Here is an 18,142-nt window from a genome sequence, read left to right on the forward strand (position 1 = left end):
CGTCGTGTGCGAGGAACTGCTGGAGCGGGGCGAGTTCGACGCCGCCGAGTATCTGCTCGCCGGCTGCGCGGACCTCCGGCGGCACGACGCCGAACCTTCGTCGTCGGCCAGGGGTGGTCCGGGTGTCAGTCCCCGGCGGGCCCGGCGGTGCTCTCCCTGACCTGGAGCCTGGTGCGCAGCACCACGGTCTGCAACGGCAGGGAGCCGCCCTCGATGCGCTGCAGCAGCAGGTCGGCCGCGGTGCGCCCAAGATCGTACGAGGGCAGTTCGACGGCCGTCAGCGACGGGCGGACCAGCGACGCCCAGGGGACGTCGCCGAAGGAGAGCACCCCGATGCCGGGCGGCGTGCGGCCGACCTCGTCGAGGGCGTCGAGGACGCCGATGGTCATGAGGTTGTTGGCGACGAACACGGCATCGGGCTGCTCGGGCATCGCCAGCAGATCGCGCATCGCCGCCCGGCCGCCCTCGACACGGAAATCGGCGTGCCGTACGTAGGCGTCGTCGGCCACGGCCCCACCGTCCCGTCCGGCGTTCAGCGCCGCGCGATAGCCGGCCAGGCGTTCCTCGGACGTGGAGGCGCCTTCGGGCCCGGTGATGCAGGCGATCCTGCGGTAGCCGGCCTGCAACAGGTGGCGGGTGGCCACCTCGCCACCGTGGCGGTCGTCGACCATGACCGCGTCCACCTCGGCGTCGCCCGGCCGGCGGTCGACGGCGACCACGGGCACGCCGCGGGTGATCAGGGGCCCGAGGTCCGTCTCGTCCTGGGAGGCCACGGCCACGATCACGCCCGCCATCTGCTCACCGAGCGCCACCTCCAGGTAGCGGCGCTCCTTGTCGGCGTCCTCGTCGGAGTTGCACAGCACCACCGAGAGGCTGGTGCGCTGCGCGGCGTCCTCGACGCCGCGGGCGAGCGAGGTGAAGAACGGGTTCTCGATGTCCGGGATGATCAGGGCGATCACGCTGGAACGCTGCTTGCGCAGCGACCGCGCCAGCCGGTTGGGCGCGAAGCCGAGGGCTTCCGCGGCCTCTCGCACGGACAGCGCACGTGCCGGTGTGACCTTGCCGCCGTTGAAGACTCGCGAGACGGTCGCCGGGGAAACTCCCGCGGCTCGCGCCACGTCCTGGATCGTCACCACCTGGGTCCGCATCCTTTCACCGTGGGTGTTCTTTACCCTACACCCGTCGCTGAAATGGATTTCATCCACGAGGGCGGTCGCCTCACCGCCTCCTGCGCGCCGCCCGGGAGCCGCGGTTCGCCGGCCCGGCGGTGCTCTCCCCGACCTGGAGGGAACTGCGCAACACCACCGTGCGCAGCGGCTGTCCCTTCCCCGCCATGCGGTCCAGCAGCAGACCCGCAGCCGTCCACCCCAGGTCGTACGAGGGCAGTCGCACCGTGGTGAGGCCGGGACGCATCAACGGCGCCCGGGGCACCTCGCCGAACGACAGCACCCCGATCTCCGGTGGTGTCAGACCGGCCTCGCGCACCGCCTGCAGCGCCCCGACGGCCATCAGGTTGTTGGCCGCGAGGACCGCGTCCGGCCGCTGACGCGCCGCGAGCAGGTCGGCCATGGCGCTGCGGCCGCCCTCGACCTTGAAGTCGGCGTGGCGGGTGTAGTCGCGCAGCAGGTCCACGCCCTCGGGCGCGGCGCCCGGGTCTTCGCCCAGGAACTCCCGGAGCGCCCGGCGGTAACCCGCCAGCCGCTCGTCGGAGGTGGAGGCGCCCTGCGGGCCGGTGATACAGGCGATCCGCCGGTAGCCGCGGGCCAGCAGGTGCGCGGTGGCCGCCTCGCTGCCCTCCTCGTTGTCCACCAACACGGCGTCCACTCCGGCCCCTCGCGGACGGCGGTCCACGGCGACCATCGGGATACGGCGGCTCTCCAGGGCGGACAGGTCGGTGCGGCTGCGGGACGCGGCGGCCACGATGACGCCCGCCATCTGCTCCGCGACCGCGATGTCCAGGTAGCGCCGTTCCTTGTCGACGTCCTCGTCGGTGTTGCACAGGACCACCGAGAGATTGGTCCGCTGTGCGGCGTCCTCGACGCCGCGGGCCAGCGCGGTGAAGAACGGGTTCTCGATGTCCGGGATGATCAGCCCGATGACGCTGCTGCGCTGTGTGCGCAGCGAACGGGCGACCCGGTTGGGTGCGAAGCCGAGCTCGGCCGCCGCGCGCTGGACCCGTTCGGCACGCTCGGCCGTGACGCGGCCCCCGTTGAGGACCCGCGAGACCGTCGCAGGGGAGACCCCGGCGGCCTGGGCCACGTCGTTGATCGTCGTCATCGGTCCTCCGACCCCTTCCTCGGCCACGGGGCCGCGCTTGTGAGGGGGCACGAGCGGCGCCACTCCCCTCCCGTCGCCCGACTCGTACGCGACTCTTGACACCCTCGGAGGCAGACCCTACGTTCCTGTGAAAAGGATTTCAAGAATCCGGCCGGGCTCGCCGTGCTGTACAGCGGCCCACTCCAAGCCAACACATCTCTCAACCGGGGTCGATTGGCCTGACGGTTCTTGAAATCGATTTCCTGTGCAACACCCGGAGGCCACTTCATGGCACGTACTGGCCTGTCCCTCTCCTACGGCCGGAACTCGGTCCAGCGGGACACCGCCGAGCACGTCATCCGCGCCGTGCAGCAGCTGTCCTCGAGGCCGAGGCCGACGGCAGGCCGCGGGAGCCGTCGCGCCACACCGTAGGCGCGACGGACGGCGAACAGGTTCTCGGCCCATGCCAGGCGCAGACCTCGCGCCGTCGGCGGCGTCGCGGGGCGAAACCCGGTCGGCGCCGGGCCGGCCGGCCCGGCCCGGTTCGCCCGCATCTCATCCCCGGCCTCGCCGGGTCCACGAAGTCGATTCCTGACTCTTCACCTGCGTAACACATGGGAGGTCCGCGATGGCGCGGATGAACGCGGACGGCGCGACATGAACGATGTACCGCCCGCCCTGCTGCGCATGCGGGGCATCAGCAAGGCGTTCCCAGGCGTCCGGGCGCTCAGCGACGTCGAACTGACCGTCCATCCCGGCGAGGTGGTGGCGCTGCTCGGCGAGAACGGCGCCGGCAAGTCGACGCTGATGAACATCCTCGCCGGCGTGCACGCCGACTACGAGGGCACCATCGAGATCGACGGCGAACCGGTGCGGATCCATTCACCGAAGCACGCCCAGCAGCACGGCATCGCGATGATCCACCAGGAGCTGAACCTGGTCCCCGAGCTGTCCGTGTCCGACAACCTCTTTCTCGGCCGCGAACTGCGCACCGTACGCGGCACCCTGGACCGCGCGGCCATGCACGCCCGCACCGCGGAGCTGCTGGCCGACCTCGGCCTCGACCTGCCCCCGCAGCGGCTGGTCCGCGACTGCCGCATCGCCGAGCAGCAGCTCGTCGAGGTGGCCAAGGCGCTGAACGGCACCCTGCGGATCCTGGTGCTGGACGAGCCGACGTCGGCGCTCGCCGAGGCGGAGGTGGAGCGGCTGTTCGCCGTCATCCGACGGCTGGCGGCCCGCGGCGTCGGGCTGATCTACATCTCCCACCGGCTGGAGGAGCTGGAGGAGATCGCCGACTCGGCGACCGTGCTGCGCGACGGCACCTTCGCGGGCCGCCGCCCGGTGGCCGGCACCGACCGCTCCGAGTTGGTGCGGCTGATGGTCGGACGGCCCCTGGGAGAACTCTTCCCCAGGGCTCCGGAGCAGCGATCCGACGGCCCGGTACGGCTGCGGGTGAAGGGCCTGACGAGCACTCCCCTGCCCTCCAGCACCCGCACGCCACTGCGGTCGGTGGACCTCGAGGTCCGGGCCGGGGAGATCCTCGGCGTCGCCGGTCTGATGGGTGCCGGGCGCAGCGAGGTGCTGGAGTCCCTCTTCGGGGCCGGCGACCACGTCCGCGCCGAGATCACGCTGAACGACCGCCCGTACACCCCGCACACCCCGCGTACGGCGATCCGCAAGGGCATCGCGCTGGTCGCCGAGGACCGCAAGGCGCAGAGCCTGGTGATCGGCAACACGGTGCGCTTCAACACCACCCTCGCCGCCCTCGACCGCTACCTGAGGCCGTGGCGCACCGTGGACGCCCGCCGGGAGAAGGCCGCCGCGGCCGGCAAGGTCGGGGAGCTGCGGACCAAGACGCACAGCCTGGACGCAGTGGTCGGCACACTCTCCGGCGGCAACCAGCAGAAGGTGGTGCTGGCCAAGTGCCTGCTCACCGAGCCCTCGGTGCTGCTGCTCGACGAACCGACGCGGGGCATCGACGTCGGGGCCAAGGCGGAGATCCACGCCCTGATGGACTCCCTTGCCGCCCGGGGCACCGCGATCATCGCCGTCTCCTCCGAGCTTCCGGAGCTGATCGGCATGTGCGACCGGATCATCGTGCTCTGCGAGGGGCGGCTGACCGGCGAGTTCCATCGCGACCCGGCCCGCGGGCCGGCCGCGACCCAGGAGGCCATCCTCACTGCGGCGATGGCACGGCAGAACGTTGTGGCCGGACCACCGGCGGACGGGAACGAGGCAGAGAAGTGAGCAAGACACTCCCACCGGCCCGGGACACCGCGGCCGGGACCGGCGAGTCTGTCCAGACGCTGCGCGAGCGCCTGTCCCGGGCCGTGCCTTCACTCGGTTCGCTGCAGAGCTACGTCGGCCTGTTGCTGGTGGTCGCCGTGGGCATCGCCACCAAGGGCCAGATCTTCTGGAACCAGGACAACCTCACCAACGCCGTCACCGCCTTCGCCTCGCGCGGCATCCTCGCGGTCGGCGTCACCCTGGTGATCCTCACCGCGGGGATCGACCTGTCCGTGGGTTCGGTGCTGGGCATCGGTTCCATGACGGCGGCGATGCTGCTGGTCCACCAAGGCCTGTCGCCCTGGGCGATCGTCCCGCTGTGCGCCCTGGTCGGCGCGTTCTTCGGCTTCCTCAACGGGATCGGCACCACCTGGCTGCGCGTCCAGTCCTTCGTGATGACCCTGGCCATGCTCTCCGTGGTGCGCGGCGTCGACCGGCAGATGAGCAACAACGTCGCCGTCGGCGTGCAGTTGGTGGACCCCCAGGGCCATCTCACCCCCAAGGCCGCCGCGTTCGCCGCTCTCGGCACTCCGGGCCACACTCTGGTCGCGGGCATCGGCTACCCCGTGATCGCGTTCGTCGCGGTCTGCGTCGTCGTACAACTCCTGCTCTCCAGGACCCGGTTCGGCCGGCATGTGTACGCCGTGGGCGGCAACCCCACCGCCGCCCGGCTCTCCGGGGTCAACGTCAGTCTGGTGATCATCACCGTCTTCACGCTCTGCGGCCTGCTGGCCGGCTTCGCGGGTCCCATCGACGCCGCGTACAGCGCCTCGGCCGACCCGCTGGCCGGCACCTCCTACGAGCTGGACGCCATCGCCGCGGCCGTCATCGGCGGCACCAGCCTGGCCGGCGGCAAGGGCACCATCACCGGCACCGCCGTCGGCGCGCTGATCCTCACCCTGCTGGACAACGTCCTGGGGCTCAACGCGATCAGCGACAACATGCAGATGATCATCAAGGGCCTGATCGTCGTCGTGGCGGTCGTGCTGCAGCGGCCGGGCTTCCTCAAGCCGCTCGCCGAGCCGCTGCGGCGGCTGCGCGCCCGTTCCTGACCTTCCTCCGCACCACCACTCACCCTCACCCGCACAAGGAGTCTCCTGTGTCCCTGCGCCGTCGCACCTGTGTGGCCGTCGCCGCCGCCCTCGCCACCACGGCCGGCCTCACCGCCTGCTCCGCCCACGCGCCGTCCACCGCGGCCGGCCCGGGCAGCGGCAAGAAAACGTTCGTGGTCGGCTACTCCCAGTCCAACAACGCCGAGCCGTACCGCGCCCAGCTCAACGCGCAGCTCGCCTACTTCGTCAAGAAGTACCCGGACCTCAAGCTGCTGCCCGTCGCCGACGCGCACCAGGACAGTGCCACCCAGGTGAGCCAGGTGCAGAACTTCATCCAGCAGAAGGTCGACGTCCTGATCCTCTCGCCCAACGAGCCGGCCCCGCTGACCGCCGCGGTGCAGCAGGCCTGCACCGCGCACATCCCGGTCATCGTCCTGGACCGCACCGTGAACACCGACTGCTACACGTCCTTCATCGGCGGCGACAACTACAAGATCGGCAAGCTCGCCGGTGAGGCGGCGGTGCAGGCTCTGCCGCACGGCGGCAACGTGGCCGAGCTGCAGGGGACCCTGTCCGACCAACCGCAGATCGACCGCGACAAGGGCTTCAGAGACGCCATCGCCGGACACCACATCACCATCGGCTTCCACCAGGAGGCGAAGTGGCTGAAGGCCAACGCCACCGCGATCACGCAGCGGTGGCTCGCCCAGGGCCAGAAGATCGATCTCGTCTACGGTGAGAACGACGACATGGCCCTCGGCGCCGTCCTCGCGGCCCGCGGCGCGGGCAAGGCGGGCGACATGAAGTTCGTCGGCATCGACGGCCTCGCCATCCCGACCGGGGGCATCCGCGCCGTACAACTCGGCCAGATGTACACCACGTTCATCTACCCGACCGGCGCCCAGCAGGCGGCGGCCGCCGCCGAGGCCATCGCGAACGGAAAGGCCGTCAGCAAGCGCGAGACGCTGGAGACCACCAGGATCACCAAGGACAACGCCGCGGCCGTCTACAAGCAGTACGACATGTCCACCAAGCTCGGCTGATCCCGGCCGACCCCGCACCCGGGACTCTGGCCGGCGCGGTTGCCCAGCGGCCGGCGCAGCCGACGCCACCACGAGTGGGCCTGCCGTAGGTGGCTGCGTGTGGAGTACTCGTCGACGTCGCTGTGGTCGGGCCGGCCCACCGTCCTGGTGGGCCGGCCCCTCAGACGGTTCGGCAGAGGCGGGCCGCATCCAGCATCGCCGCGTGGACGTTCCTGCTCGCCACCGCGTCGCCGATGCGGAACAACTCGAACGAACCGTCCTCGTTGCTCACCACTGCCCGGCGCTCGCGGGCAAGGAGGCCCGTCAGATCGACGGCCCCGAGGTTGGTCGAGGAGCCCAGCAGCTCACCGAGCCCGGAGGCGTGGACCGAAGAGGCCCGACGTCTGCTCGCCGCCCATGCCCAGTTCCCGGGTGAGGTCACGCCCGGCCTGCCCCGCCTCCGCGACGCGCTGCTGACCTGGTCCAGCACCTGGACCTCCTCCGCGGCCGCCTTCACTCGGATCGCCGCTCCGCGCCCGTCGTACGACAACCCGGCCATCTGCGGCCCTGACAATGACTCGAACGCCCAGGATGTGCGCGCCCGCGACCCTCACGCCCCGCCCAGGGCGGCGCAGATCGCATCCCCCGACCTCCCGCCCGGCGCCCCCCTCACGCTCGACCCTGTCGTCGGTCTGCTGCGCGAGGCCCTTCTCACCGGCGGCTACCGGCCCGGTGACCGGGTCCGGGAGGCCCCGCTCGCGCTCCGCCTCGGCCTGTCACGCCGGGGGGTGCGCGCGGGCCTGCACGCTCTGGCCGAGGAGGGCATGCTCGACCTCCTGCCCGGCGGAGCGACCGCGGTGCCCGCTGTCACGGCGAAGGACGTACTCGACCTCTACGCCCTGCGCGCGAGCCTCGGCGCACTGCTCATGCGCCGCATCGCCATGCTCGGCCGCGAGAACCTCGCCCCGGCCTCGGCGGCCCTGGCGGAGGTCCGCGCAGCCGCCAGGGACAACGACCATCTCCGCATCCGCGAAGTCGACTTGAGGTACCAGGACGCCCTCGCCCGCATCGCGGACCTGCCGCAGGCCGCGACGACCTTCGAACGCCTCACGGCCCGTCTGCGCATGTTCGTCACGGTCCTGGACATGGACTACAGCCAGGCCTGCGACACCATCACCGACGAGGACGCGGCCGTCCACGACGCGTTGTGCGACGCCGACGGGAACGAGGCGGCCCGTCTGTGGCGGGTCAAGATCGAGCGCTGCGTCCGGTACATGATCGCCCAGCTCCCGGAGGACGACGTCGCCCCGCATCTTTGGACGACCTTGGCAGGCAGGCCTCGCCTTCGTCCGGGGGAACCGCGGGGCGCGGCGCGCTGACTCCGTCGACGGGCACGGTCACGCCCCTGACGCAGGAACGGCCGAGCGCGCCTCCGGGGAACGGGACGAGCGTCAGATGACGCTGCGGACCGCTGCCTCGAACCCTTCCACGTGTCCCGCGGCAAGGGCTGCGGCCTTCTCCGCGTCGCCGTCGATGACGGCGCGCAGCAGGGGCCCGTGCTCGTGCACGTGGCCCGCCAGGCCCGGCAGCCGGTCGAGGAACAGGCACCAGATCCGCGTGGCCAGGTTGTCGTACCTGATCAGGGTGTCCTCAAGGTACGGATTCCGGGTCGCGGCGTAGATGGCGCGGTGCACGGTCATGTCGAGCCGGATGAGGTCCGTGCCGCCGTCGGACGCGTCCGCCAGCTGTGTGAGCAGCCGGTCGAGGCCGGCGCGGTCGCCCTCGCCGGCGCGTCGGGCTGCCATGCCCGCGGCGAGGGGTTCGAGCTGCTTGCGGACTTCTGAGATGTGTCCGAGATCGGCGATCTGCACCTCGGTGGCGAAGGTTCCGCGCCGGGGGTAGGCGACGATGAGGCGCTCGTGCTCCAGCCGCTTGAGGGCCTCCCTGACGGGGGTGCGCCCGAAACCGAGTTCGGCGGCGATCCGCTCGTCGTTGACGGGCTCCCCAGGGCGGATCCGGAGGGTCACCAGACGGTCCGAGATGGAGCGATAGGCCTGGTCGGCCAGCGTTCCACCGCCCTGACCAGCGTCGGTCGACGCACTCACCGCGGGGCCCTCCCTTGACGCGACCCGATCCGTCCTCTTAGCGTAGCGCAACAGCAGGTTGATATATCAGTCGACGTTCAGTCGCTCACCAGGGAGTTCTCATGACTTCCCCCACCCCCGACCAGCAGGCGGCCCGAGCCGCGGTTCTCGGCGTTCGGCTCGACGACTTCGACCCGGAGATCGCGACGGCGATCGGGGCGGAACTGGCTCGGCAGCGCGGCACTCTGGAGATGATCGCGAGCGAGAACTTCGCGCCGCTCGCGGTCATGCAGGCCCAGGGATCGGTGCTGACCAACAAGTACGCCGAGGGCTATCCCGGACGCCGCTACTACGGCGGCTGTGAGCACGTCGACGCCGTCGAGCAGATCGCGATCGACCGCGTCAAGCAGTTGTTCGGCGCCGAGGCCGCCAACGTGCAGCCCCACTCCGGCGCGCAGGCCAACGCGGCTGTCATGGCCGCCCTCCTCCAGCCCGGTGACACGATCCTGGGGCTGGACCTGGCGCACGGTGGCCACCTCACGCACGGCATGCGGATCAACTTCTCCGGGCGCCTGTACCAGGCGGTGGCCTACCAGGTCGGCGAGGACGACCACCGCATCGACATGGAGCAGGTCCGCAAGCTGGCCCACGAGCACCGGCCGAAGCTGATCGTGGCCGGCTGGTCGGCCTACCCGCGCCGGCTCGACTTCGCAGAGTTCCGCCGCATAGCGGACGAGGTCGGCGCCTACCTCATGGTCGACATGGCCCACTTCGCGGGCCTGGTCGCCGCCGGACTGCACCCTTCGCCGGTACCTCACGCGCATGTCGTGACCACCACCACGCACAAGACGCTCGGCGGTCCCCGCGGCGGCGTGATCCTGTCCACCGCCGAACTCGCCAAGAAGATCAACTCCTCGGTCTTCCCGGGCCAGCAGGGCGGCCCCCTCGAACACGTCATCGCGGCGAAGGCCGTGGCCTTCAGGATGGCCGCCCAGCCGGAGTTCGCGGACCGTCAGCGCCGCACCCTGGAAGGAGCGGCGATCCTGGCCGAACGGCTGCTGGCCGAGGACACCGAGGCGGCCGGAGTCAGCGTGCTGACCGGGGGCACCGACGTGCACCTGGTGCTGGTGGACCTGCGCCATTCCGAACTCGACGGGAAGCAGGCCGAGGACCGGCTGCACCGGATCGGCATCACCGTCAACCGCAACGCCGTCCCCTTCGACCCGCGCCCGCCGATGATCAGCTCCGGTGTCCGCATCGGCACCCCCGCACTGGCCGCGCGCGGCTTCGGGGCGGAGGAGTTCACGGAGGTCGCCGACATCGTCGCCACGGCATTCCTGCCCGGCTTCGACGACCGGATCGCCGCCTCGCTGCGCCGACGCGTCCGGGCCCTGACCGACCGCTTCCCGCTGTACCCCGCCGATCCGCAGCTCGTGGCCCAGGAGGCTGCTCAGTGATGCATCCGCGCGACAACGCTCCCGCCCGCCCGTCTCCCGGCGACGTCCTGCCCGACCACCCCGACTTCCTGTGGCGCAACCCCGACCCCAAGCCGTCGTACGACGTGGTGATCGTCGGTGGCGGCGGGCACGGCCTGGCCACGGCCTACTACCTGGCCAAGAACCACGGCATCACCAATGTCGCCGTACTGGAGAAGGGCTGGCTCGCGGGCGGGAACATGGCCCGCAACACCACCATCATCCGCTCCAACTACCTCTGGGACGAGAGCTCCGGCATCTACGAGCACTCGCTGAAGCTGTGGGAGACCCTCGAAGCGGACCTCGACTACCCCATCCTCTTCAGCCAGCGCGGCGTGCTCAACCTCGCCCACAGCCTGCAGGACATCCGCGACAGCAAGCGCCGTGTCTATGCCAACCAGCTCAACGGCATCGACGCCGAGTGGCTGGAGCCGGACGAGGTCGCCAAGGTCTGTCCCATCGTCAGCATCTCCTCCGACGTGCGCTATCCGGTGCTCGGCGCCACCTACCAGCCGCGCGCGGGCATCGCCAAGCACGACTACGTGGCCTGGGGATTCGCCCGCAGGGCCAACGACTACGGCATCGACCTGATCCAGGACTGCGAAGTCACCGGCCTCGACATCCAGGGCGGCCGCGTGACCGGGGTGCGGACCACGCGGGGCCGCATCGCCGCCGGCAAGGTCGCCCTCGCGGGCGCGGGGCACTCCTCGGTGCTGGCGTCCATGGCGGGCCTGCGGCTTCCCCTGCAGAGCCACCCGCTGCAGGCACTGGTCTCGGAACTGCTGGAGCCCGTGCACCCGACCGTGGTGATGTCCAACGCCGTGCACGTGTACGTCTCCCAGGCCCACAAGGGCGAGCTCGTCATGGGCGCCGGCATCGACAGCTACAACGGCTACGGACAGCGCGGAGCGTTCCACATCCTGGAGCGCCAGATGGCCGCCGCACTGGAGCTCTTCCCCGTCTTCGCGCGCGCCCACATGCTGCGCACCTGGGCCGGCATCGTCGACGTCACCCCGGACGCCTCCCCCATCGTCGGCCTGACCCCCGTCGAGGACCTCTACCTCAACTGCGGCTGGGGCACCGGCGGCTTCAAGGCCACGCCGGGCGTCGGCTGGTGCTACGCGCACACCATCGCCACCGGCGAACCGCACCCCTACAACGCGCCTTTCACCCTCTCCCGCTTCACCACCGGCGCCCTGGTCGACGAGCACGGCGCGGCCGCCGTCGCCCACTGACCACCGCCCCAGCCAAGGAGATCCACATGCAGCTCATAGCCTGCCCCTGGTGCGGTGAGCGCGAGGAAGTCGAGTTCCACTACGGCGGCCAGGCACACGTCGCCTACCCCGACGACCCGTACGCGCTCGATGACGAGCAGTGGGCCCAGTACGTCTTCTTCCGGGACAACCCCAAGGGCCCGTTCGCCGAGCGGTGGGTGCACGCGGCCGGCTGCCGGCGCTGGTTCAACGCCCTGCGCGACACCGTCACCCACGAGTTCCTCGCGGTCTACGACATCCGGGCCGAGCGCCCCCTCACCACGAGCACCGCACCCGCCGCACAGCGGCGCACGGGCATGGAGGCCAGCTGATGAACAACCCGTTCCGTGCCCGCGGCCACGGTCGAACAGACCGCGACACCACACTCTCCTTCGTCTTCGACGGCACCACTTACACCGGCCACCCCGGCGACACGCTGGCCTCGGCCCTGCTGGCCAACGGTGTGCACCACGTGGCCGACAGCATCAAGTACGGACGGCCGCGCGGTGTCCTGGCCGCCGGAGCCGAAGAGCCCAACGCGCTCGTACAGATCGAAGCCCCCTTCCCCGAGCCCATGCTCACCGCCACCACCGTGGAGCTGTACGACGGCCTCGTCGCCCGGGGCCTGTCCGGCCAGGGACAGCTGAGCAGCCGGCCGGACTCCGCCCGCTACGACACCATGCACGCCCACTGCGACCTCCTGGTCGTCGGCGCCGGCCCAGCGGGACTGGTGACCGCCCTGGCGGCCGCCAGGGCGGGAGTCCGCGTGATCCTGGTCGACGAACTCCCGCAGCCCGGCGGGTCGTTGCTCGGCAGCCAGGAGCTGCTCGACGACGCACCGGCGACCGAGTGGGTCAGCGATGTCGCCGCTGAGCTCGACTCCTGCGCCGACGTCCGGGTACTGCACCGCACCACCGCCTTCGGCCACTACGACGACGGACTCGTCCTGGCCCTGGAGAAGCGCACGGACCACCTCGGTGCCGCGGCTCCCGCCCACGTCTCCCGGCAGCGGATCTGGCGCATCCGTGCCCAGCAGGTCGTGTACGCCACCGGCGCCTACGAGCGCCCGGTCGCCTTCGACGACAACGACCGCCCCGGCATCATGCTGGCCGGCTCGGCGCGCACCTACCTCAACCGCTTCGGCGTGCTTCCCGGGCGGCGGGCCGTCATGTTCACCACGAACGACAGCGCCTATCCGGCGGCACTCGAACTGGCCGACGCCGGCGTGGAGATCGCCGCGGTGATCGACGCTCGCGAAGAGGTGCCGGCGCACTGGCGCACCGCATGCGCCGAACGCGGCATCGACCTTCGTGCGGGTCACGTCGTCACCGGCACCAGCGGCATCGAGCGCGTCTCCCGTGCCCACGTCGCCGCCTTCAGCCAGGGACGCCTCGGCGAACGGCAGGGCGTCGACTGCGATCTGCTGCTGGTCTCCGGCGGCTGGAACCCCGCGGTGGCCCTGTTCAGCCAGGCCCGCGGCACGCTGCGCTACGACGCCGCAACCGGCGCCTTCGTACCCGCACACGGGCCGGACACCGTCCGTACGGCGGGATCGGCCGGCGGCACCTTCACCCTCGCCGGCTGCCTCGCCGACGGCGTCGACGCCGCCCGGCGGGCTCTGACCGCCCTCGGCAGGACCGGCCGGCTGATCGCCGTGCCGTCTCCCACCCCGCTCCCGGACGGAGCGCCCACCCGGGTGCTCTGGCGGGTCCCGAGCCCGCAGGACACCCAGGACGGCTCCCACCAGTTCGTCGACCTCCAGCGCGACGCCCTCGTCTCCGACGTGCTGCGGGCGACCGGGGCGGGCCTGCGCTCGATGGAGCACGTCAAGCGCTACACCACGATCGGCACCGCCCACGACCAGGGCCGCACCTCGGGCGTGATGACCTCGGGCATCGTCGCCGAGGCGCTCGGTGTCGACGTCGCCGACCTCGGCACCACCCGCTTCCGCCCGCCCGCCGTGCCGGTCGCCTTCGCCGCCCTCGCGGGCCGCAACCGCGGCGAACTGTTCGATCCCGTCCGGGTGACCGCACTGCACCCCTGGCATGTCGAACACGGCGCCCTGTTCGAGGACGTCGGCCAGTGGAAGCGTCCCTGGTACTACCCCCAGGCGGGCGAGACCATGGAGGAGGCCGTACTGCGCGAGTGCCGGGCCGCCCGCACCGGCGTCGCGATGATGGACGGCTCCACGCTCGGCAAGATCACCGTGCAGGGCCCGGACGCCGGCGTACTGCTGGACCGGCTCTACACGAACCTGATGAGCACCCTCAAGGTGGGCCGGGTCCGCTACGGCGTGATGTGCGGCGTCGACGGCATGGCCCTCGACGACGGCACGGTGATCCGTGTGGCCGAGCAGGAGTTCCTGCTGACCACGACCACCGGCAACGCGGCCAAGGTCCTCGAATGGATGGAGGAGTGGCTGCAGACGGAGTGGCCCGACCTGCGCGTGCACCTCACCTCCGTCACCGAGCACTGGGTGACGATCCCCCTGGTCGGCCCCCGCTCCCGCGACGTGCTGGCCCTGGTGGCTCCGGGCCTGGACGTCGGCAACGACGCCTTCCCCTTCATGTCCTGGCAGGACGCCACCGTCGCCGGCGTACCGGCGCGCGTGTGCCGCATCAGCTTCTCCGGCGAACTCGCCTACGAGATCAACGTGCCCGCCTGGTACGGCATCACCGTGTGGAAGGCCCTCCTCACGGCCGGCGGCTCGTTCGGCATCACCCCGTACGGCACCGAGACGATGCACGTGCTGCGCGCGGAGAAGGCCTACCCGATCATCGGGCAGGACACCGACGGCACCATCACCCCGCAGGACCTGGGCATGTCGTGGGTCGTGTCCAAGAAGAAGCCGGACTTCGTCGGCAAGCGGTCCTTCGCCCGCGCGGAGAACCAGCGCGACGACCGCAAGCAACTCGTGGGCCTGCTGCCCACCGACGAGCGGGTCCTCCTGCCCGAAGGCGCCCAGATCATCGCCACCAGCCGCGTTCCGGAACCACCGGTCCCCATGCTGGGCCACGTCACGTCCAGCTACCGCAGCGACGCCCTGCAACGGACATTCGCCCTCGCGCTGGTGCGCTCGGGAACCGAGCGCATCGGTGAAACCCTCTACGTCCCGCTGGACGGCCGCACCGTCCCCGTGACCGTGACCGACCCCGTGCTCTTCGACAAGGAGGGAACCCGCCGTGACGGTTGAGACGCCCGCCCGCTTCAGCCCGCTGGCCGCCTGGCAGGACGGCTTCGCGCAGCTGCCCACCGGACTCCACGTACGGGAACTGCCCTTCCTGACCCAGCTCACCCTGCGAGCGGAGCCCGGCAGTCCCGCGGCGAAGGCCGTCGAGGCCTGCCTCGGCATCACGCTGCCGGATCCCGTGCACGCCGAGATGGCGGGCGACGTCAAGGCGCTGTGGACGGGCCCGGACGAATGGCTGCTCGTCGCTCCCGACGGCCGGCGGCACGAGCTGCTCGCCCGGCTGCGGTCGGCCATCGGCGACGACGACTCCGCCACCGTCACCGACGTCTCGGCCCAGCGCACCGCACTGGCCCTGTCCGGGCACCTCGTCCGCACGGTACTGGCCCAGGGTTGTGCCATCGATCTGGATCCCCGGGTGACACCCGCCGGTTCCTGTGCGACCACGCTGCTGGCGCAGGCCCCGGTCACCCTGGTGGTGCGAGGAGAAGGAGCATCCGTCGTCTGGCTGCTGGTCCGCGCGTCGTTCGCGTCCTACGTGGCGACCTGGCTGCTCGACGCCTGCGCGGAGTACCGGGAGAACAGCTGATGAGCATCAGCGTCTTCGCCGTCCCTCGACGTCGTCGAGTGCTGAGGAGCCTTGCATGAAGACCGAGTTCGTCCTCACCCTGAGCTGCCCCGAGCGCCCCGGCATTCTCCATGCCGTGACGTCGTTCCTCCTCGGGCACGGCTGCGACATCACCGAACACCAGCAGTTCGACGACGCCGACCACGGCATCGTGTTCCTGCGCACCAGTTTCGCCGCCCCCGGCACCGAGGTGACCCTGGACCGGCTGCGGGACACCTTCGCGCCCGTGGCCACCGGCTTCGGGATGGAATGGCAGCTCAGGAGCGCCGCGCTCAGGCCGCGTGTGCTGGTGATGGTGTCCAAGTTCGACCACTGCCTGGCCGACCTGCTCTACCGGTGGCGCAGCGACGCCCTGGACGCCGAGATCGTCCTGGTGGCATCCAACCATCCAGACCTCCAGCCGCTGGCGGCAGCCGAAGGCGTGCCGTTCGAGCACATTCCGGTGTCGGCCGGCACCAAGCCACAGGCAGAGGCCCGGCTGCTGGCTCTGGTGGAGGAACACCGCATCGATCTCGTCGTCCTCGCCCGCTACATGCAGGTGCTCTCGGACGATCTGTGCAAGCGGCTGGAAGGCCGGGCCATCAACATCCACCACTCCTTCCTGCCGAGCTTCGCCGGGGCCAAGCCGTACCACCAGGCCCACCGCCGTGGAGTGAAACTCGTGGGCGCGACCGCCCACTACGTCACCGCCGACCTGGACGAAGGACCGATCATCGAGCAGGAGATCATCCGCGTCGATCACCGAGCCGGCCCCGACCGACTCGTCACCGTCGGCCGCGACGCCGAACGCCTGGCGCTGGCCCGCGCCGTCAACTGGCACTGCCAGGGCCGCGTCCTGATCCACGGCAACCGAACGGTGGTCTTCAGCTGACCCTGACACCACCGAGCCGACGCCATGCCCGCGTCGCCAGGGTCGTCGGGTGATTCGGGCCGCCCCAGGGGGAACCTCATTCCTCGGCCATCCCGAAACCTCTACGGCACGAGGAGCACCGTTGGCGATCCAGTTCGAGGCGATCAGCACCGTCGACTACCACGCCGGCGGTGAACCGTTCCGCATCGTCCCCCGTCCGCCGGTCGCCGTCGAAGGAGCCACCGTCGCCGAACGCCGCATGTTCGCCATCAGCGACGCCCGCGTGGACACCCTTCGCAAGCTGCTGTGCTTCGAACCCCGGGGCCACGCCGACATGTACGGCGGCTTCATCACCCCGCCCGACGACGAGGGCGCCCACTTCGGAGTGCTGTTCTGGCACAAGGACGGCTTCTCGACGGCCTGCGGCCACGGCTCCATCTCCCTCGCCGTCTGGGCCGTGCAGACCGGCCGCGTGGCCCGCGACCCCTCCGGCGTCACCACGGTCGTCATCGACGTCCCCTCGGGCCGGGTCACCCTGCGCGTCCACACGGCAGGCGAACGAATCACCGGCGTCGACTTCGTCAACGTCCCCAGCTACCGGCTCGCCGAACACGTCACCGTCACGACCACGCGCGGCGACGTCGTCGTCGACATCGGCTACGGTGGCGCCATCTACGCCCACCTGAGCGCGGACAGTGTCGGCCTGACCGTCGCACCCGAGTGCTACTCCGATCTCATCGCAGTCGGGCGCGAGGTGAAGTGGGCGCTGAACGACACCGAGTACGCCCGTCACCCCGTCGACGACCGCCTCAGCGGCATCTACGGCACCATCCTGTACGACGACCTCGGTACCGACGAGGACGGCAATCCGCACCAGCGCAACGTCACCGTCTTCGCCGACGGCCAGGTCGACCGCTCCCCATGCGGTTCCGGTACGTGCTCACGCGTCGCGGTCCTCGCGGCGTCCGGTCGCCTCACCCCAGGACGGACCTTGGTGCACGACTCGATCGTCGGCACCCGCTTCCACGCGCGGGTCGTGGCGGAGTCGACCGCCGATGGTTCCCCCGCGGTCGTCCCGGCGGTCACGGGGACGGCGTACCGAACCGGCGAGCACCGCTTCGAGCTCGATCCGGGTGACGACCTCGGCATCGGCTTCGTCCTGCGGTAACCGTCGGTCCGGGACCCTGGACGAGCGGCATCCGTGTTCATGGGCGGGTGGCGACGGCGGACGGGGTCGCGGAGCGCGCCGGGTCCGTCGACGGCGCCACCGTGCGCGCTCGTGGGGTGGGGGTCGGGGGCCGGCGTTCCGTCAGGGTTGTCGAGGGGGCGGCGGAGGGTTCGGCGGTGGTGGCCGGGGGGCGGGTGGGAATGGTCGTCGTACCCGTCGGGGGTCGGGCGCTGGGGCGAGGGGTGACACGCACGGGAGCCGACTCGGCCGGGGTCGGTCGGGCCGTGGGGCTGCTCGCTGGGGGCGGAGCGAGGGGGACCGTCGGGGAGGCGGGGTCCTGGTGGGCGGTGCGAAGCAGCGGTATGGCGAGGAGGGCAGCGACCGTGCAGGTCGCGCCGGCTGCGACGGCAGCGCGCAGGACGCGGCGGCGGGCCGCGCCACGGCGGACCTCCTCGTACCGGCCGGGGGGAGGTGCGAGCTGTTCGGAGGCCGGCCGCATGATGACGGCGAGGGGGTCGTCGGGTTCGAAGTCCGGACCGTCGTCATTGAATGTGATCAAGGCTTCTCCTCAGGTGGGCGCGGAGCAGTTCGCGGGCCGCGTGCAGGTCGGCCTTGACGGTTCCTTCCTTGCGCCCGGTCAGCACGGCCACCTCCCGGATCGGCAGGTCAGCGTAGTAGTGCAGGAGGGTCGGTATGCGCAGTCGTTCGGGGAGCGCCTGGACGAGCAGGCGGACCGAGGGGTCGGTCTGCTCGGTGGGCGGGCGGACGGACGCCTCCACGGTGGCGCGACGCACGGCCTTGCGCTCGCGCTCCAGGCGGCGCCAGTGGTCCCGGACGATGTTGGCGGCCGTGACGTAGAGGAAGCCCCGGGGCTCCGACAC

At 71.1% G+C, this 18,142-nt stretch carries 15 protein-coding genes and 1 pseudogene; 11 read left to right on the plus strand and 5 right to left on the minus strand.

From position 1 onward, the window contains the following. Window positions 1–125 precede the first annotated feature (125 nt). Together ACWEN3_RS21060 and ACWEN3_RS21065 are read right to left on the minus strand one after the other, a co-directional pair. The gene (locus tag ACWEN3_RS21060; protein ID WP_452973049.1) at window positions 126–1,148 is read right to left on the minus strand and encodes a LacI family DNA-binding transcriptional regulator; all 1,023 of its coding nucleotides are present in this window, start codon (window positions 1,146–1,148) and stop codon (window positions 126–128) included. A 70-nt stretch (window positions 1,149–1,218) separates the two neighbouring features. Beyond that, window positions 1,219–2,277: a LacI family DNA-binding transcriptional regulator gene (locus ACWEN3_RS21065; protein ID WP_452973052.1), complete on the minus strand. Its 1,059-nt coding sequence runs from the start codon at window positions 2,275–2,277 to the stop codon at window positions 1,219–1,221. A 267-nt stretch (window positions 2,278–2,544) separates the two neighbouring features. Between ACWEN3_RS21065 and ACWEN3_RS21070 the strand changes: the two genes are divergently transcribed. The 5 genes from ACWEN3_RS21070 (at window position 2,545) to ACWEN3_RS21090 (ending at window position 7,995) form a co-directional block, all read left to right on the plus strand. Continuing rightward, a complete protein-coding gene (locus ACWEN3_RS21070; RefSeq protein ID WP_452973054.1) occupies window positions 2,545–2,688 on the plus strand; it encodes a hypothetical protein in 144 nt (47 codons plus the stop codon). Between the two features lie 225 nt (window positions 2,689–2,913). Further along, a complete protein-coding gene (locus tag ACWEN3_RS21075) occupies window positions 2,914–4,503 on the plus strand; it encodes a sugar ABC transporter ATP-binding protein (protein WP_452973057.1) in 1,590 nt (529 codons plus the stop codon). Then, window positions 4,500–5,594 (plus strand): ABC transporter permease, encoded by a 1,095-nt coding sequence (locus ACWEN3_RS21080; RefSeq protein WP_452973060.1) that lies wholly within the window; start codon window positions 4,500–4,502, stop codon window positions 5,592–5,594. The genes ACWEN3_RS21075 and ACWEN3_RS21080 overlap by 4 nt, the downstream gene beginning before the upstream one ends. Before the next feature lie 47 nt (window positions 5,595–5,641). Then, window positions 5,642–6,637 (plus strand): substrate-binding domain-containing protein, encoded by a 996-nt coding sequence (locus ACWEN3_RS21085; protein ID WP_452973063.1) that lies wholly within the window; start codon window positions 5,642–5,644, stop codon window positions 6,635–6,637. Window positions 6,638–6,960: 323 nt separating this feature from the next. Then, entirely contained in the window at window positions 6,961–7,995 is a 1,035-nt protein-coding gene (locus ACWEN3_RS21090) for a GntR family transcriptional regulator (protein ID WP_452973066.1), read from the plus strand. 72 nt (window positions 7,996–8,067) lie between these two features. Here ACWEN3_RS21090 and ACWEN3_RS21095 read toward each other — a convergent pair whose 3' ends face one another. Next, window positions 8,068–8,721 (minus strand): GntR family transcriptional regulator, encoded by a 654-nt coding sequence (locus ACWEN3_RS21095; protein WP_452973069.1) that lies wholly within the window; start codon window positions 8,719–8,721, stop codon window positions 8,068–8,070. Between the two features lie 101 nt (window positions 8,722–8,822). On the opposite strand from ACWEN3_RS21095, the gene glyA reads away from it, so the two are divergent. The 6 genes and pseudogenes from glyA (at window position 8,823) to ACWEN3_RS21125 (ending at window position 17,261) form a co-directional block, all read left to right on the plus strand. Further along, on the plus strand, window positions 8,823–10,157 hold the full coding sequence (gene glyA, locus ACWEN3_RS21100; protein WP_452973071.1) for a serine hydroxymethyltransferase: 1,335 nt from the start codon (window positions 8,823–8,825) through the stop codon (window positions 10,155–10,157). After that, on the plus strand, window positions 10,157–11,410 hold the full coding sequence (locus ACWEN3_RS21105; RefSeq protein ID WP_452973074.1) for a sarcosine oxidase subunit beta family protein: 1,254 nt from the start codon (window positions 10,157–10,159) through the stop codon (window positions 11,408–11,410). Before glyA ends, ACWEN3_RS21105 begins: the two co-directional genes overlap by 1 nt. 26 nt (window positions 11,411–11,436) lie before the next feature. Next, window positions 11,437–14,621, plus strand: a pseudogene (locus ACWEN3_RS21110) (sarcosine oxidase subunit delta family protein). After that, window positions 14,611–15,204, plus strand: coding sequence for a sarcosine oxidase subunit gamma (locus ACWEN3_RS21115; RefSeq protein WP_452973077.1), 594 nt, complete (start codon window positions 14,611–14,613; stop codon window positions 15,202–15,204). The pseudogene ACWEN3_RS21110 and the gene ACWEN3_RS21115 overlap by 11 nt, the downstream one beginning before the upstream one ends. A gap of 55 nt (window positions 15,205–15,259) precedes the next feature. Beyond that, window positions 15,260–16,114 carry a formyltetrahydrofolate deformylase gene (gene purU / locus ACWEN3_RS21120; RefSeq protein ID WP_452973080.1) on the plus strand — a complete coding sequence of 285 codons (855 nt, stop codon included), beginning with the start codon at window positions 15,260–15,262 and terminating at the stop codon, window positions 16,112–16,114. A 121-nt stretch (window positions 16,115–16,235) separates the two neighbouring features. Beyond that, a complete protein-coding gene (locus tag ACWEN3_RS21125; RefSeq protein ID WP_452973083.1) occupies window positions 16,236–17,261 on the plus strand; it encodes a proline racemase family protein in 1,026 nt (341 codons plus the stop codon). Between the two features lie 37 nt (window positions 17,262–17,298). Here ACWEN3_RS21125 and ACWEN3_RS21130 read toward each other — a convergent pair whose 3' ends face one another. Both ACWEN3_RS21130 and ACWEN3_RS21135 read right to left on the minus strand, forming a co-directional pair. Beyond that, on the minus strand, window positions 17,299–17,820 hold the full coding sequence (locus tag ACWEN3_RS21130; RefSeq protein WP_452973086.1) for a hypothetical protein: 522 nt from the start codon (window positions 17,818–17,820) through the stop codon (window positions 17,299–17,301). Then, window positions 17,804–18,142: RNA polymerase sigma factor (locus ACWEN3_RS21135; RefSeq protein ID WP_452973089.1), on the minus strand; the 339-nt coding region annotated here is incomplete at its 5' end. The genes ACWEN3_RS21135 and ACWEN3_RS21130, both read right to left, overlap by 17 nt.

The organism is Streptomyces sp. NPDC004561, assembly GCF_053602155.1.